General features: G+C 65.8%; 16 protein-coding genes. 13 read left to right on the plus strand and 3 right to left on the minus strand.

Annotated features, from left to right (window positions below; genetic code table 11):
- Window positions 1-48: 48 nt before the first annotated feature.
- The 3 genes from AC07O0_RS04115 (at window position 49) to AC07O0_RS04125 (ending at window position 3,593) form a co-directional block, all read left to right on the plus strand.
- Entirely contained in the window at window positions 49-1,647 is a 1,599-nt protein-coding gene (locus AC07O0_RS04115) for an ABC transporter substrate-binding protein (RefSeq protein WP_494620268.1), read from the plus strand.
- Between the two features lie 120 nt (window positions 1,648-1,767).
- Window positions 1,768-2,709 (plus strand): ABC transporter permease, encoded by a 942-nt coding sequence (locus tag AC07O0_RS04120; protein ID WP_454026063.1) that lies wholly within the window; start codon window positions 1,768-1,770, stop codon window positions 2,707-2,709.
- 17 nt (window positions 2,710-2,726) lie between these two features.
- A complete protein-coding gene (locus AC07O0_RS04125; protein WP_494620660.1) occupies window positions 2,727-3,593 on the plus strand; it encodes an ABC transporter permease in 867 nt (288 codons plus the stop codon).
- Window positions 3,594-3,731: 138 nt separating this feature from the next.
- Here AC07O0_RS04125 and AC07O0_RS04130 read toward each other — a convergent pair whose 3' ends face one another.
- The gene (locus AC07O0_RS04130) at window positions 3,732-4,031 is read right to left on the minus strand and encodes an antibiotic biosynthesis monooxygenase (protein ID WP_494620270.1); all 300 of its coding nucleotides are present in this window, start codon (window positions 4,029-4,031) and stop codon (window positions 3,732-3,734) included.
- A gap of 179 nt (window positions 4,032-4,210) precedes the next feature.
- On the opposite strand from AC07O0_RS04130, the gene AC07O0_RS04135 reads away from it, so the two are divergent.
- The 6 genes from AC07O0_RS04135 (at window position 4,211) to AC07O0_RS04160 (ending at window position 9,237) form a co-directional block, all read left to right on the plus strand.
- Window positions 4,211-5,143 carry an N-carbamoyl-D-amino-acid hydrolase gene (locus tag AC07O0_RS04135; RefSeq protein WP_494620271.1) on the plus strand — a complete coding sequence of 311 codons (933 nt, stop codon included), beginning with the start codon at window positions 4,211-4,213 and terminating at the stop codon, window positions 5,141-5,143.
- A gap of 128 nt (window positions 5,144-5,271) precedes the next feature.
- Window positions 5,272-5,847 carry a hypothetical protein gene (locus AC07O0_RS04140; protein ID WP_494620273.1) on the plus strand — a complete coding sequence of 192 codons (576 nt, stop codon included), beginning with the start codon at window positions 5,272-5,274 and terminating at the stop codon, window positions 5,845-5,847.
- Between the two features lie 41 nt (window positions 5,848-5,888).
- Complete coding sequence (locus AC07O0_RS04145; RefSeq protein ID WP_494620275.1) at window positions 5,889-7,055, plus strand: amidohydrolase/deacetylase family metallohydrolase; 1,167 nt, start codon at window positions 5,889-5,891, stop codon at window positions 7,053-7,055.
- A 126-nt stretch (window positions 7,056-7,181) separates the two neighbouring features.
- Window positions 7,182-7,706 carry a GNAT family N-acetyltransferase gene (locus AC07O0_RS04150; RefSeq protein ID WP_494620277.1) on the plus strand — a complete coding sequence of 175 codons (525 nt, stop codon included), beginning with the start codon at window positions 7,182-7,184 and terminating at the stop codon, window positions 7,704-7,706.
- Window positions 7,703-8,161, plus strand: coding sequence for a RidA family protein (locus tag AC07O0_RS04155; protein WP_494620279.1), 459 nt, complete (start codon window positions 7,703-7,705; stop codon window positions 8,159-8,161). Before AC07O0_RS04150 ends, AC07O0_RS04155 begins: the two co-directional genes overlap by 4 nt.
- Entirely contained in the window at window positions 8,158-9,237 is a 1,080-nt protein-coding gene (locus AC07O0_RS04160; RefSeq protein ID WP_494620281.1) for an alanine racemase, read from the plus strand. The genes AC07O0_RS04155 and AC07O0_RS04160 overlap by 4 nt, the downstream gene beginning before the upstream one ends.
- 130 nt (window positions 9,238-9,367) lie before the next feature.
- On the opposite strand, the gene AC07O0_RS04165 is transcribed toward AC07O0_RS04160, so the two are convergent.
- A complete protein-coding gene (locus AC07O0_RS04165) occupies window positions 9,368-10,033 on the minus strand; it encodes a GntR family transcriptional regulator (protein WP_494620283.1) in 666 nt (221 codons plus the stop codon).
- An 86-nt stretch (window positions 10,034-10,119) separates the two neighbouring features.
- Here AC07O0_RS04165 and AC07O0_RS04170 point away from each other — a divergent pair, with 86 nt between their 5' ends.
- The 4 genes from AC07O0_RS04170 to AC07O0_RS04185 all read left to right on the plus strand — a co-directional run bounded on the left by AC07O0_RS04170 (window position 10,120) and on the right by AC07O0_RS04185 (window position 14,065).
- Complete coding sequence (locus AC07O0_RS04170; protein ID WP_494620285.1) at window positions 10,120-10,746, plus strand: TRAP transporter small permease; 627 nt, start codon at window positions 10,120-10,122, stop codon at window positions 10,744-10,746.
- Window positions 10,746-12,014, plus strand: a complete 1,269-nt coding sequence (locus AC07O0_RS04175; RefSeq protein ID WP_494620287.1) for a TRAP transporter large permease — start codon at window positions 10,746-10,748, stop codon at window positions 12,012-12,014. Before AC07O0_RS04170 ends, AC07O0_RS04175 begins: the two co-directional genes overlap by 1 nt.
- Before the next feature lie 33 nt (window positions 12,015-12,047).
- On the plus strand, window positions 12,048-13,037 hold the full coding sequence (locus tag AC07O0_RS04180; RefSeq protein WP_494620289.1) for a TRAP transporter substrate-binding protein: 990 nt from the start codon (window positions 12,048-12,050) through the stop codon (window positions 13,035-13,037).
- A gap of 71 nt (window positions 13,038-13,108) precedes the next feature.
- Window positions 13,109-14,065, plus strand: a complete 957-nt coding sequence (locus tag AC07O0_RS04185; RefSeq protein ID WP_494620291.1) for a dihydrodipicolinate synthase family protein — start codon at window positions 13,109-13,111, stop codon at window positions 14,063-14,065.
- Window positions 14,066-14,183: 118 nt separating this feature from the next.
- Here the strand turns inward: AC07O0_RS04185 and AC07O0_RS04190 are convergent, their stop codons facing one another.
- On the minus strand, window positions 14,184-14,909 hold the full coding sequence (locus AC07O0_RS04190; RefSeq protein ID WP_494620293.1) for a DUF1028 domain-containing protein: 726 nt from the start codon (window positions 14,907-14,909) through the stop codon (window positions 14,184-14,186).
- Window positions 14,910-14,917: the final 8 nt, after the last annotated feature.

The raw sequence follows: 14,917 nt of genomic DNA on the forward strand, positions 1-14,917 counted from the left end.
GGCAAGGTCGCCCGATCAGAGGTCGCCGTTCCAGGGGAGAGCATTGCGATGGACCGCAGGAATTTTCTGAAGACCGCCGCCGGGACCGGTGTCCTGGCAGCGACCGGCGGCCTCGCCATGCCGGCGCTCTCGCAGGGCGCCGCGGCAAAGACGCTGCGCTTCGTGCCGCAGGCGAACCTCGCCAATTTCGACCCGATCTGGGGAACGCAATACGTCGTCCGCAACGCCGCCGCGCTGGTCTGGGACACGCTCTACGGCATCGATTCGAAGTTCCAGCCGCAGCGCCAGATGGTCGAGGGCGAGGAGGTTTCCTCCGATGGCCTGACCTGGACCTTCAAGCTGCGCTCCGGCCTCAAATTCCATGACGGCACGCCGGTTCTCGCCAAGGACGTGGTGCAGAGCCTGAAGCGCTGGCAGGCCCGCGACCCGATGGGCCTGATGATCAGGGCGATCGAGAACGAGCTCGCCGCGGTCGACGACCGCACCTGGACATGGAAGCTCAAGCAGCCCTTCCCGAAGATGCTGCTGGCGCTCGCCAAGAACAACGCGCCGTGCTCGTTCATCATGCCCGAGCGCATCGCCAAGACCGATCCGTTCACGCAGATCACCGAATATGTCGGCTCCGGGCCGATGAAGTTCGCCCGCAATGAATGGGTGCCGGGCGCCAAGGCCGTCTTCGAGAAGTTCGCCGATTATGTGCCGCGCTCCGAGAAGGCCGACTGGCTCGCCGGCGGCAAGAACATGCTGGTCGACCGCGTCGAATGGGTGATCATCCCCGATGCCGCGACCGCGGCGGCGGCGCTGCAGAGCGGCGAGGTCGACTGGTGGGAGACCCCGCTCTCCGACCTCGTGCCGGTGCTCAAGGCTCACAAGGACATCAACGTCGATATCGGCGATCCGCTCGGCAATATCGGCGCCTTCCGCATGAACCACCTGCACCCGCCCTTCAACAATCTGAAGGTGCGCCAGGCGGTGCTGACGGCGATGAACCAGGAAGACTTCATGCGCTCGATCGTCGGCGACGACGACAAGCTCTGGAAGCCGCTGCCCGGCTTCTTCACTCCCGGCACGCCGCTCTATACCGAAGCCGGCGGCGACATGCTGAAGATGAAGAACATCGCGGCCGCCAAGAAGCTCATCGCCGAGTCCGGCTATAATGGCGAGCCGGTGATCTGCGTCGTGGCGCAGGACATGTCGGCGACCAAGGCGATGGGCGACGTCACCGCCGAACTGCTGAAGAGCATCGGCCTGAAGGTCGACTTCGTCGCCACCGACTGGGGCACGGTCGGTGCCCGGCGCGCCCAGAAGACGCCGCCGAGCCAGGGCGGCTGGAGCATGTTCCACACCTGGCATGCCGGCGCCGACTGCATCAACCCGTCCTCCTACACCGCGATCCGTGCCAATGGCGACAAGGCCTGGTTCGGCTGGCCGGACGTGCCTGCGGTCGAGACCGAGGTCACCAACTGGTTCAACGCCAAGGATCAGGCCGAGGAGAAGGCGGCGATGGACCGCCTCAACAAGGCCGCCGTCGAGAACGTCGTCTATGCGCCGACCGGATTCTATCTCGGCTACCAGGCCTGGCGGAAGAACGTCACCGGCGTGACCAGCGGTCCGCTGCCCTTCTTCTGGGGCGTGGCCAAGGCCTGAGACCGAGCAGGCCTGCGTCCCGGCTTTTCGCCGGGGCCGGGCCCAGATCAAGCCCGCCGGGCCTGTCGGGACTTAAGGTCCTGATTGGCCCGGCGCCAGCAGCGGCAACTCAGGGTTTCGATGCTCGCATTCATCATCAGACGTATCATCACGACGATCCCCGTCATGGCTTTCGTGGCGCTGTTCGTCTTCTCGCTTCTCTATATCGCGCCGGGCGATCCGGCGGCCGTGATCGCCGGTGACCAGGCCTCACCCGCCGACGTCGAACGCATCCGCCAGAGCCTGGGCCTCGACCGGCCCTATCTGATCCGCTTCGGCGAATGGTTCTTCCGGGTGCTGCAGGGTGATCTCGGCACCTCGATCTTCACCTCGCTGCCGGTGACCCAATTGATCGCCCAGCGCATCGAGCCGACGCTGTCGCTGATGGTGCTGACGCTGATCTTCGCGGTGGTGATCGCCGTGCCGCTCGGTGTCGTCGCGGCCTGGAAGGCTGGCACCTGGGTCGATCGCGCCGTCGTCGGCTTCGCGGTGTTCGGCTTCTCTGTCCCGGTCTTCGTGATCGGCTACCTGCTCGCCTATGTCTTCGCGCTCAAGCTCGACTGGGTGCCGGTGCAGGGCTACACGCCGATCGCGCAGGGCGTCTGGCCCTGGTTCAAGAACCTGATCCTGCCCTCGATCACGCTCGGCACGGTCTATATCGCGCTGATCGCGCGCATCACCCGCGCAACCATGCTCGAGGTCCTGCAGCAGGACTATATCCGCACGGCCCGTTCCAAGGGGCTCGCGCAGAATAACGTCCTCTTCCTGCACGCGCTCAAGAATGCCGCGGTTCCAGTCATCACCATCATCGGCATCGGCGTGGCGCTGTTGATCGGCGGCGCCGTCGTCACCGAGAGCGTCTTCGCCATTCCGGGGCTCGGCCGCCTGACGCTCGATGCGATCCTGCGGCGCGACTATCCCGTGATCCAGGGCGTCGTGCTGATCTTCTCCTTTGTCTACGTGCTGGTGAACCTGGCCGTCGACTTGATCTACACCCTCGTCGACCCGAGGATACGCTATTGACCGCTCCAGCTGCTCCACTGCCCCTGGCGGATGAAATCGGCGCGGAGTTCAAGCCGCCCAGGCGCTCCTATCTGCGCAAGCACCCCTCGGTCGCGATCGGCGGTTTCCTCCTGCTGCTGATGATCTTCATCGCCGTCTTCGCGCCGCTGCTCTGGACGGTCGATCCGACGGCGATCTCGACGGCACGGCGCACCCGCGTACCGTCCGAACTATATTGGTTCGGCACCGACATGCTCGGTCGCGACATCTATTCGCGTGTCGTCTATGGCGCGCGCGTCTCGCTGATCGTCGGCTTCTCGGTTGCGATCCTGGCCTCCGTCGCCGGCCTTGCGGTCGGGCTGTTCTCCGGCTTCATCCGCTGGGCCGACGGCATCGTCATGCGCGTCATCGACGGCATGATGTCGATCCCGCCGATCCTGCTCGCCATCGCTCTGATGGCGCTGACGCGCGGCTCGGTGGGCAACGTCATCGTCGCCATCACCATCGCCGAGATTCCGCGCGTCGCCCGCCTGGTGCGCAGCGTCGTGCTCTCCCTGCGCGAGCAGCCCTATGTCGAGGCCGCGATCTCGAACGGCGCCAGCGTGCCGCGCATCATCTGGAAGCACATCCTGCCCAACACGATCGCGCCGATGACGGTGCAGGCGACCTATATCTGCGCCAGCGCCATGATCATCGAGGCGATCCTGTCCTTCATCGGCGCGGGCGTGCCGCCCGCGACGCCGTCCTGGGGCAACATCATGGCCGAAGGCAGGGCGCTCTGGCAGGTCAGGCCGCACATCGTCTTCTTCCCGGCCGTGTTCCTGTCGATCACGGTGCTTGCCGTGAACCTGCTCGGCGACGGTCTGCGCGACTCGCTCGATCCGCGGCTGGCCAAGGGCATCTGAAAGCGGCCTGGCGTCATGTCATGCGTTGTCGTCGGGCCTCGTCAAAGCCCGATCCGAACATTGAACTCGCCCGCATCCGGGCGAGCTTGTTCGCGCGGCGATGCCGTCGCTTTCCGTGATGAGCCTGTCTGCCGGGGCTTAAGCGCGAAGGTCCACGACCACGTCTCCGGACACCGCATCGGTGACGCCGAGATTGCCGCCGAGATCCTCGAGCGTATCGCGGAAGCTGTTGAGCGTTGCGATCATCTGGTCGCGCGCGCCTTTCAGAGCGGCGAGGTCGGCCCATTCGCCGATCAGGCAATAGGTCTGGTCGCCGGTCTTGACGATGTGCCCCCGCGCGAGGCCCGGCCAGTTGGCCTTGCCCTGGCGATGGGCATCGAGGAATTCCGCCTCGCGTCCAGGCTTGATGCGGAAGCGAACGACATTGAAGGTAGTCATGGCCTTGATCCGCAGCTCGATGCTGCCCTGGCAGCCGCGGCCGGGGTGTCCGGACCGTGCCCAGAGGAAACGCCTGACGCTATTGCCGTAACGGCAGCTGCGCAATGGCGCACAGGGATAGTGGCGCCCGCCTCCTGCGGAATCTTGAAACAACGAGCAAGCACAGCAGGAGCCTTCCGATGCCCCGTATCCTGACCGTCGGCGCAGCCCAGCTCGGGCCGATCCAGCGCGAGGAGAGCCGTGCTTCGGCGGTCGCGCGCATGATCGAACTGATGCGGCAGGCGAAATCGAGCGGCTGCGATCTCGTCGTCTATCCCGAGGCGGCGCTGACCGCCTTCTTCCCACATTGGTGGATGGATGATGACGCCGAGATCGACGGCTATTTCGAGAGCGCCATGCCCTCGAACGAGACGGCGCCGCTCTTCGCCGAAGCCGAGCGGCTCGGCATCGGTTTCCATCTCGGCTATCCCGAGCTCGCCTTCGAGGACGGCCGCAAGCGCCGCTTCAACACCGCGATCCTCGTCGACAAATCCGGCAAGCTCGTCGGCAAATATCGCAAGATCCATCTGCCGGGGCATCCCGAGTATCGGCCTGACGCCGTCTTCCAGAACCTCGAAAAGCGCTACTTCGAAACTGGCAATCTCGGTTGGCCTGTCTGGGAAACCATGGGCGGCCGGCTCGGCATGATGATCTGCAACGACCGGCGCTGGCCCGAGAGCTACCGGGTCATGGGACTGCAGGGCGTCGAGATGATCGTGCTCGGCTACAACACGCCCAAGCACAATCCGCCGGCGCCGGACCATGATCGGCTCGGCAACTTCCATAACCAGCTCGTCATGCAGGCCGGCGCCTATCAGAACGCGACCTGGGTGGTCGGCGTCGCCAAGGCCGGGCTGGAAGCCGGCGTCGACCAGATCGGCGGCTCCTGCATCATCGCCCCGACCGGCGAGGTGGTGGCGCAGGCCGTGACCGAGGATGACGAGCTCGTCGTCGCCCGCTGCGATCTCGACCTCGGCAACAGCTACAGGAACTCGACCTTCAACTTCGCCAAGCATCGCGAACCTCAAGCCTACGGCATGATCGTCGAGCGCAAGGGCGCGGTGATCGCGTGAACGCAGCTGGCGCATGCGCCGCATTCCCATGGCGCGGGCGAGAACCGGCTCTGATCAGGCCAAGGGCTCGACGATGCCGCGTGCGCTCGTTGAGCCAATGGATGCGGCGCCTCGACAGGAGTGATGCAGTGTCCCCCGATCCCCTGAACAAGGACTGCTTTTTCCCGCCCAAGCTGGCCCAGCACGACGCAGCCGCACGAGGGCTCTCGGGCGGCCCGCAGAACGGCGGCATGTCGCATGTCCAGCGCATCCATCTCAGCGTCGGACAGTACTATTTTCGCTTCTGCGATTCGGCCCGCTTCGCATCGGACCCGATGCGTGCCGCGGCGGGCGGCTGGTGGGCCGAATACGACGTCTTCCTCAAGGTGAAGCAGGCGGCGCGGCGGCAAGGGACGATCCAGCGCTATTCCAACATGGTCGGCTCGTCGCGGCTCGCCTATGCCGCCAAGCTCTACTTCGCCATTCCCTATGAATGGGGCGATTGCGGTTCGCTCGTGATCGCCCGTCTCGACGATCGCCTCGACGCCTTCAAGGGGCGCGGCCTGCCTGCTTATCTCGGCGGGGCCGATCCGCGCGACGGCGGCGCGAAATACATTCCCATGCAGGACCCGTCCATCTCGCAGCTCTATATTCCTGAGCTGCATAACCACTTCGCCAAAGCCTTCTCTATTATCCAGAAGGGCGCGACGGCCAGCTTCGCCTGAACGCGACGCTGCCGCCCGCCCGGTTTCCCGATGGAGCTGTCATGACTCACGATCTCATCCTCAAGGGCGGACGGGTGATCGACCCGTCGCAGAAGCATGACGGCGTCATCGACGTTGCATTCACGGATGGGAAGGTCTCGGGCTTCGGCAAGGACCTGAAGGGCGCCAAGGAGATCCGCGATGTCTCCGGCTACATCGTCACGCCGGGCCTGATCGACCTGCACACCCATGTCTATTGGGGTGGCACCTCGCTCGGCATCGACGCCGACGAGTTCTGCCGTGCCTCGGGCGTCACCACCTCGGTCGACACCGGCTCGGCCGGGCCCGGCAACTGGCCGGGCTTCCGCAAGCACGTCATCGAGAAGAGCCAGGCCCGCATCCTTGCCTATCTCCACGTCTCGCATGCCGGCATCTACGGCTTCGATCATCGCGTCATGGTCGGTGAGAGCGGCGATCTTCGCCTGATGAACCCGATCGACTGCGTCGAGGTCGCCGACAAGAACCGCGACCTGATCGTCGGCATCAAGGTGCGCGTCGGCCTGCACGCCTCGGGGACGTCAGGGACGGTGCCGCTCAACATCGCGCTGCAGGTCGCCAACGAGGTCGGCATGCCGCTGATGTGCCATATCGACCATCCGCCGCCATCCTATGAGGAAGTGATCGGCATGTTGCGCCCCGGCGACGTGCTGACCCACGCCTTCCGGCCGTTCCCGAACGCGCCCTCGACCGCGCAGGGCACGGTAAAGCCCGAGGTGCTCGCCGCCCGCAAGCGCGGCGTCATCTTCGATATCGGCCACGGCAAGGGCTCGTTCTCGTTCAAGACGACGCGCGCCATGCTCGCCAACGGCTTCGAACCGGACGTGATCTCTTCCGACGTACACAAGCTCTGCATCGACGGCCCGGCCTATGATCAGGTCACCACCATGTCGAAGTTCCTTTGCATGGGCATGAGCCTGAACAATGTCGTCGCCGCTTCGACTGTGAACGCCGCCATGGCGTTGAAGCGTATGGAATACGGCTCGCTCAAGGTCGGCTCGCTCGGCGATGCGACGGTGCTCACCATCAAGGAAGGCAAGTTCGACTATGTCGACGTCGTCGGCGAGCACCTCATCGGCGACCGCAAGATCGTCTCCGAGGGCGTGGTGCTGAAGGGCGCCTGGTGGCACCCCAAGCGCAGCAACAAGTTCAGGAGGGTCGAGGCGGCGTAGGACAAAGCGTCATTCTCGGGCGAAGCGAAGCGCAGACCCGAGAATCTCTGGACGAGAGGGGGCTGATTGGAGCCTTCTGCGGCCTGAGATGCTCGGGGCAAGCCCGAGCATGACGTGCGAGTCGCAATGAACAACTCCCCACCCTCCTGGCGCGCCATGGCCGCCGCCGACCTTCCGGCCGTGATGGCAGTGGCGGCGCAGGTGCATCCTGATTATCCGGAAGGCGAGGCGGTCTTCGCCGAACGCCTCGCGCTTCACTCTGCCGGCTGCCTTGTGCTGTCGGGCGGAGAGGAAATCGGTGGCTATGTGCTGAGCCATCCCTGGCGGCTCGGACAGGTGCCGGCGCTCGACAGCCTGCTCGGCACTGTGCCCGATGATGCAGACGCCTATTACATCCACGACCTCGCTCTGTTGCCGGGCGCGCGCGGCGGTGGCGCCGCCTCGATCTGCGTCGACAGGCTGGCGGCCCATGCTCGAACCTCCGGCTTTGACTGCATGGCCCTCGTCGCCGTCGGCAACTCGGCCGGCTTCTGGCGTCGCCGGGGCTTTCGCGAGGCGCATGACGAAGCCCTTGCCCGCAAGCTTGCGAGCTATGACGATGCGGCCCGCTACATGGTTCGCGATTTGAAAGACGATGGGAGAAGCGCATGAGTGCCGATGACAAGCTCAAGGAATTGGGCCTGACCCTGCCGGAGGTGCCGACCCCGGTCGCGACCTATGTCAGCTTCAAGCGCGTCGGCGAGTTCATCTACCTCTCCGGCCAGGGTCCGAAGCGCGCCGACGGCACCTATCCGACCGGCAAGGTCGGCGCCGGCGTCTCGATCGAGGAAGCCTACGAGCATGCCAAGCAGACCGGCCTCGGCCTGCTCGCGGCGATGAAGAAGGCAGCCGGCTCGCTCGACAAGATCGAGGTCGTGAAGCTGCTCGGCATGGTCAATGCCGCCCCCGACTTCGCCCAGCATCCAAAAGTCATCAATGGCTGCTCGGACCTGTTCGTCGCCGTGCTCGGCGAGAACGGCCGCCATGCCCGCTCGGCCGTCGGCATGGGCTCGCTGCCCAACAACATGACCGTCGAGATCGAAGTCATCGTCCGGGTGCTGCCGTGACGACCGCGCTCGCTGAAGAGATCGCCCGCGTCTACGGCACGCCGGCCGTCGTCATCGACCTCGACAAGGTCGAGGCCAACATCGCCAGGCTCCAGGCCGCCTGCGACGCCGCCGGCGTCGCCAACCGCCCGCACATCAAGACGCATAAATCGCCCGAGCTGGCGCGGCTCCAGGTCGCGGCCGGGGCGCGCGGCATCACCTGCCAGAAGCTCGGCGAGGCTGAGGTCATGGCCGATGGCGGCATCGACGACATCCTGATCAGCTACAACATTTTGGGCGAGGAGAAGCTCGGGCGCCTCGGTGCCTTGCAGCGCCGCGTTCGCATGATCGTCGCGGCCGATAATCCCGTCACCATCGCCGGCCTGCCCAAGGCCGCCGAGATCGCCGGGCGCAATCTCGAGGTCGTGGTCGAATGCGATACCGGCCGCAAGCGCGCCGGCGTCGAGACCCCCGGCGAGGCGGTCGAACTCGCCAAGCAGATCGCCGCGTCCAAGGGTCTGACCTTCGCCGGCTTCCTGATGTACCCGCCCGAAACCGGCTGGCCGGCGACGCAGGACTTCCTCGACACCGCCAATGCCGGCCTGCGCGAGGCTGGCCTCGAAGCCGGCATCATCTCGACCGGCGGCTCGCCCAACATCCCGAATATCGGCAAGCTCAAGGGCTCGACCGAGCATCGCTCGGGCACCTCGATCTTCAACGACCGCATGCAGATCGCGGCCGGGGTGGCGAGCCTGGACGACTGCGCGCTGACCGTCTACGCGACGGTCGTCAGCCGGGCCGGGCCGGAGCGTGGCATCCTCGATTCCGGCTCGAAGACGCTGACCAGCGACAAGGGCGGGCTCGACGGCCACGGCTATATCCTCGAATATCCGCTGGCCAGGATCGCGCAATTCGCCGAGGAGCATGGTTTCCTCGATCTCTCCGGCAGCAATGAGCGGCCCAATGTCGGCGAGGTCGTACGGGTGGTGCCGAACCATGTCTGCGTCGTCGTCAACATGGTCGACCGGCTGGTGACGGTGCGTGGCGACAAGTTGATCGGAGAGCTGCCGGTGGCGGCGCGCGGCAAGCTGACCTGATCGACTCTCGTCTGGGAATCACGCCGTCATGCTCGCCCTTGTGGCGAGCATCCACGTCTTGAACACGGCATTGCCCGAAGGAAGACGTGGATGGTCGGGACAAGCCCGACCATGGCGGTAAGGGGAGCTCTTACCCCTTCCCGCGCTCCTCCAGGAACGCCACCAGATCCCGTCTGACCAGCTCGATATGGTCGACGAGCAGGCGGCTCGCCTCCTGCATCGCCCCGGCGTGGCAGAGCCGGATCAGCTCGTTGTGCTCGGTCCGCGCCCGCTCGATCGAGGAGCTGCGCTGCAATTGCAGCCGCGTATAGCGGTCGCTGGTTTGCAGGAGTCCTGCGACGATCGCGAGCGTGCGCGGCTGCGTCGCCCGCGCATAGAGCGCCATGTGAAAATCGGCGTTGAGCAGTCCCCAGCGGCTGATGTCGCGCGCCGCCATCGCCTCCTCGAAGGCCGCTTCCATCCCGGCGACGGCCGCAAAATCCTCTGCCGTCAGCGCCGGTACAGAGCTCGCCAGCAGCCGCGGCTCCAGGAGCTTGCGCAGCTCGAAGACGTCGTTGATCTCATCCAGTGACAGCCCTGAGACGATCGCGCCCTTATGCGGCACGATCCGCACGAACCCTTCCGCCTCGAGCTGGAACAGCGCCTCGCGCACCGGGATGCGGCTGACCTCATAGGCCTGTGCCAGCGCGTCCTGCCGCAACTGCGAGCCGGCGGGGTAGCTGCCGTCGAGGATCTCCTGGCGCAGGCGGTCGAGGATCGCCGAGGACAGGGTGCGGTGCTTCAGGGGAGGGGACATCGGCCACAGCCTAGCTGGTCGCGCTGCGAAAAACCATTGACACGTAGATTTTATACAATCTACAACGCAGCCAGGGGAAGGCAAGCATGAACAACGAAGCTGTCGCGGCGAAAGGCCGCTCCATGGCTGTACCGGAGGCGATCGTCGGATTGTCAGGGCGTCTGCTCCGGCTCGAGCACCGCGCGATCCAGGGCCTGATGTTCCTGCTCTCGGCACTGATCCTGCTCAATGTGGTCACGCGCTACACCGGCTATCCGATCTACTGGATCGACGAATCCGCGGTTTACAGCGTCGTCTGGCTCACCTTCATCGGCGCCTCCGCCATGACGCGCATGCGGCTCGATTTCGCGGTGACGATGCTGACCGAGCGCTTCTCGGCGCGCGGCGCCGCGATCTTCCGGGTGGTCGCGACGCTCGGCGTCGTCCTGTTCGGCATCAGCCTCGGCGTGATGTGCTGGCTCTGGCTCGATCCTGTCGGCATCGCCCAGGCCGGCTTCGACGCCAGGGAATTCGCCGCTGGGTCCTTCAACTTCATCTACACCGAGCGGACCCAGACGCTGAACTGGCCGACCTGGGTGATCTATCTGATCATGCCGATCTTCGCGCTCTCGATGACGCTGCATGCGCTGGCCAACCTGTTCGAGGATCTCGGCCTCGTCGCCAGGCAGGAACTGCCGGGCTTCGCCGCCAATGCCGACGGGGTGGTGAACTGATGGCGATCACGATTGGAGCCTTCTTCGGCATCATGCTGGCCGGCGTGCCGATCGCGCTGTGCCTGTGCCTCGGCGCCCTCATCTACATGGCGGCGACCGGCAACATGCAGCTGCTGCCGAACTACCCGCTGCAGATGTTCGGTGGCGTCGACAGCTACGGGCTGATCGCCATCCCGCTCTTCATCCTGATCGGCGAGATCATGAATGGTGGCGGCATCACCCGCCGCATCGTCGATCTCGCCATGGCCTTCGTCGGCTCGCTCAAGGGCGGGCTCGCCTATGTCAACATCCTCGCCAACATGTTCGTCGCCTCGATCCTCGGATCGGCGACGGCCCAGGTCGCGATCATGGCGCAGGTCATGGTCCCCGAGATGGAGCGCAAGGGCTACGACAAGGACTTCGCCGCCGGCCTGACCGCTTATGGTGGCATGCTCGGCCCGATCATTCCGCCGTCGGTGATGTTCGTCGTCTACGCCGTGCTGGCGCAGGTCTCGGTCAGCGACATGTTGATGTCCGGCATCGTGCCGGGCGTGCTCCTGACCATCCTGTTCTTCCTGATCATCGCCGGCATGGGCTTCGTCTACAACTACCCGGCCGGCGACAAGCTGACCCTGCGCGAGCGTGCGAAGATCGTGCTGAGCTCGGCGCCGACCCTGCTGATCCCGATCGTCATCGTCGGCTCGATCCTTGGCGGCTTCGCCAATGCGACGGAGGCGGCGGCGGTCGGCTCGGTCGCGGCGCTGCTGATCGGCCGCTATTGGACGAAGCAGCTCAGCTTCGGCCAGCTGCCGCAGATGATGCTGCGCGCCGGCGTCTATTCGGCGATCGTGCTCTTCCTCGTCGCCGCCGCCGCAGTGTTCTCCTGGGTGCTGGTCTACGGCAAGGTCCCGCAGAGCGTCGCCGCCTCGATCCAGGCGATCGCCAAGGACCCGGTGACCTTCATGCTGCTGGTCAACGTCATCCTGCTGGTCATCGGCACGGTGATCGACGGCATCCCCGGCCTGATCATGACGGTGCCGATCCTGCTGCCGATCGCGACCGAGGTCTATGCGATCGATCCCCGCCATTTCGGCGTCGTCGTGGTGATCAACCTCGTGCTCGGCCTGCTCTCGCCACCCGTGGGCCTGTGCTTCTTCGTCGCCGCCGCGGTGACGGGAGCAAAGCCCGGCAAGATGTTCCTGGTGACGCTGCCCTTCTTCATCATCTCCTGCGTCCTCCTGGTCCTACTCTCGATCTACCCATGGCTGTCGCTGGCCCTGGTGAAGTGAACCTGTCCGCCAACCAATAAGGGGAGTTCCGTCATGACCATCTCACGCCGTCACCTGATCGCCACCGCCGCGACCCTGCCGATCGCCAAGCCGGCGCTGCTGCTCGCCCAGAGCAAGGATCTGCGCTTGGGCATCCTCACCCCGAACGGCCATCCCTGGAACGTCGCGGCCGTCAAGGTCGGTGAGCGCCTGAAGGCCGAGACCAATGGCCGGCTGAACCTCACGGTCTTCCACTCCGGCCAGCTCGGCAACGAGGCGGCGATGCTGCAGCAGATGCAGTCCGGCGCGCTCGACATGGGCTGGATCATGGCCGCCGAGCTCGGCTCGCGCGTGCCGGCGATCGGCGCGATCACCGCGCCCTATATTGTCGACTCCACCGCCAAGATCGCCAAGCTGGTGCGCCACCCGGTGGCGATGGGCCTGTTCGACGTGCTGCCGCGCGAGACCGGCTGCGTCGGCCTGGCCTGGGGCATCACAGGCATGCGCGCCGTCTTCGCCGCCAAGGAGATCGATGGCGTCGCCGGCATCAAGGGCATGAAACTGCGCATCAATCCGACGCCGGTCTACCGCGACTTCTACCAACTGCTTGGCGCCGCGCCGACCCCGATCCCGACGCCGCAGGTCTTCGACGCCATGACCAATGGCCAGGTCGATGGGCTCGAGGCCGATCTCGAGTTCTCCTGGAACCAGCGCTTCGACAAGGTCTCGAAGACTATCCTGCAGATGAACGCGATCTTCATGCCGGTGATCGCGCTCGCCTCGGGTCGCGTCTGGCAAGGCATGTCGGCAGCCGATCGCGAACTGATCACCAAGACGGTGCGCGCCGCGCTCGACGAGCAGATCGACGCGCTCGCCGGCAACGAGCCCAAGCTGGTCGAGCAGTTCAAGGCGGCAGGTGCCAATTTCAAGCTCGCCAACCCGAAGGATTCCGAGGCCGTCATCGCCGAGTTCGACAAGATCTGGCTGCCCAAGGCGCCGGTGCTCGCCGGATTGCGCAAGGCCGGCCAGTCGATCACGGCCTGATCTTCAGGCTATTATCGTTGCTGCGGGCGATCGGCCCGCAGCCGCATTCCTCCTGCGAGCGGACCTCTGCCATGACCAAGAACATCTTCAGCGGCACCATCCCCGCCCTGATGAGCCCCTGCACCACCTCGGGCGATGTCGACTATGCTGAGCTGGTGCGCACCGGCCGCCATCTGATCGACGCCGGCATGTCGGCAGTCGTCTATTGCGGCTCGATGGGTGACTGGCCGCTGCTGACGGACGAGCAGCGCATGGAGGGTGTCGAGGCCCTCGTGAAGGGTGGCATCCCGCTCATCGTTGGCACCGGCGCGCAGAACCCCAAGCGCGCCGCCGCGCTCGCCGCTCATGCCAAGAAGGCCGGCGCCCAGGGCCTGATGGTCATCCCGCGCGTGCTCTCGCGCGGCTCCTCGCTCCAGGCTCAGCGCGCCCATTTCGAAGGCATCCTGGAAGCGGCGGTCGACCTGCCGTCGGTGATCTACAATAGCCCCTATTACGGCTACGAGACCAAGGCCGACCTGTTCTTCGCGCTCAACGAGCGCTTCCCGCATCTCGTCGGCTTCAAGGAGTTCGGTGGCGGCGCGGCGCTGACCTATGCGGCCGAGCACATCACCAACCGTGATCCGAAGCTGACCCTGATGGTCGGCGTCGACACGCAGGTCACCCACGGCTTCATCCGGTGCGGCGCCAAGGGCGCGATCACCGGCATCGGCAACGCCCTGCCCAAGGAGGTGCTGCACCTCGTCGCGCTCTCGCAGAAGGCGGCCGCCGGTGACCCGCAGGCCGAGCGCGACGCGCTCGAGCTGGAGCGGGCGCTCTATGTGCTGTCGTCCTTCGACGAGGGAGTCGATCTGGTGCTCTACTACAAGCACCTGATGGTGCTGGAGGGGCACAAGGCCTATGGGCGTCACTTCAACGACGCTGACAGGCTCTCCGACGCCCAGCGCAACTATGTCGAGACCGAGTGGCGCCGCTTCAAGAGCTGGTACGCCAAGTGGGCTGCCGAGGGCCGCGCTACCAAGGCGGCGTGACCAGAGCCGTCATTCTCGGGCGGCGCGTAGCGCCGACCCGAGAATCTCATGACGAGAAGGCACTGGTTTCCGAGATGCTCGGGTCAAGCCCGAGCATGACGATCGGCTCCGCCGACCGTCACTCCGGATGCCGCGCATTCCACGCCGCAGCGTACTCCCCGCACAGCCGGTCGAGCTCGGCCCGGTCGGTGACGCCGGCAGGCCGCGCCCGCGAGGGCGAGGCCAGCTGGAACGGCACATAGCGCTGATGCGCCACCCGCCAGATCCGGCGCAGTTCGGCGAGCGGATCGGCATGGTCGTCGACCCGGATGTCGAAGCTCGGCACCGGCTCACTCGCCCAGATCCGGATGGCGCAGGATTGCCGGCCGCGCTTGTCACCGCCGGCCTTCTCGCCGGCTTCGAGCGCCACCAGCAGGCGTTCGTCGAAGTCGAGCCCCGAGTTCTCGACATAGGCCTTCAGCGTCTCCTGGACGACTTCCGGACCGGCCAGCATGTTGCCGGCGACCGAGACCTGCGGCCCGTTCACCGCCCCGCACCAGTCGATGCAGGCATTACCGGTGAAGGATGCGGTGCGGCCGTCGCGGTCGATCAGGTGGAATTGCCGGTGCGCCCGGCCTTCATCTGCAGCGGTCAGGTTGGCGATGATCTCGACCGAGGAGCGCCCTTCCTGCAGCAGCCGGAGGCCATCGACCCCGTAGAGCGGGTTGACGAAGGCCTGCGTCGCGATCGCACCGACCCTGCCGCAGCCATAGGGCACGCGCGAGCCGACGGCGAAGGCGCAGGTCGAGACGGCGACGCCATAGGCGCCGGTCGCGGCATCGCGCGCGACGATGGACCAGGTCATAGGCTTTT

The organism is Allobosea sp. GW821-FHT10B12, assembly GCF_059415545.1.

Excerpts from the sequence above, each read along its gene's own strand:
- AC07O0_RS04115 (WP_494620268.1), top strand. The coding sequence starts at position 49 with ATGGACCGCAGGAATTTTCTGAAGACCGCCGCCGGGACCGGTGTCCTG.
- AC07O0_RS04120 (WP_454026063.1), top strand. The coding sequence starts at position 1,768 with ATGCTCGCATTCATCATCAGACGTATCATCACGACGATCCCCGTCATG.
- AC07O0_RS04130 (WP_494620270.1), bottom strand. The coding sequence starts at position 4,031 with ATGACTACCTTCAATGTCGTTCGCTTCCGCATCAAGCCTGGACGCGAG.
- AC07O0_RS04135 (WP_494620271.1), top strand. The coding sequence starts at position 4,211 with ATGCCCCGTATCCTGACCGTCGGCGCAGCCCAGCTCGGGCCGATCCAG.
- AC07O0_RS04145 (WP_494620275.1), top strand. The coding sequence starts at position 5,889 with ATGACTCACGATCTCATCCTCAAGGGCGGACGGGTGATCGACCCGTCG.
- AC07O0_RS04150 (WP_494620277.1), top strand. The coding sequence starts at position 7,182 with ATGAACAACTCCCCACCCTCCTGGCGCGCCATGGCCGCCGCCGACCTT.
- AC07O0_RS04155 (WP_494620279.1), top strand. The coding sequence starts at position 7,703 with ATGAGTGCCGATGACAAGCTCAAGGAATTGGGCCTGACCCTGCCGGAG.
- AC07O0_RS04165 (WP_494620283.1), bottom strand. The coding sequence starts at position 10,033 with ATGTCCCCTCCCCTGAAGCACCGCACCCTGTCCTCGGCGATCCTCGAC.
- AC07O0_RS04170 (WP_494620285.1), top strand. The coding sequence starts at position 10,120 with ATGAACAACGAAGCTGTCGCGGCGAAAGGCCGCTCCATGGCTGTACCG.
- AC07O0_RS04175 (WP_494620287.1), top strand. The coding sequence starts at position 10,746 with ATGGCGATCACGATTGGAGCCTTCTTCGGCATCATGCTGGCCGGCGTG.
- AC07O0_RS04180 (WP_494620289.1), top strand. The coding sequence starts at position 12,048 with ATGACCATCTCACGCCGTCACCTGATCGCCACCGCCGCGACCCTGCCG.
- AC07O0_RS04185 (WP_494620291.1), top strand. The coding sequence starts at position 13,109 with ATGACCAAGAACATCTTCAGCGGCACCATCCCCGCCCTGATGAGCCCC.
- AC07O0_RS04190 (WP_494620293.1), bottom strand. The coding sequence starts at position 14,909 with ATGACCTGGTCCATCGTCGCGCGCGATGCCGCGACCGGCGCCTATGGC.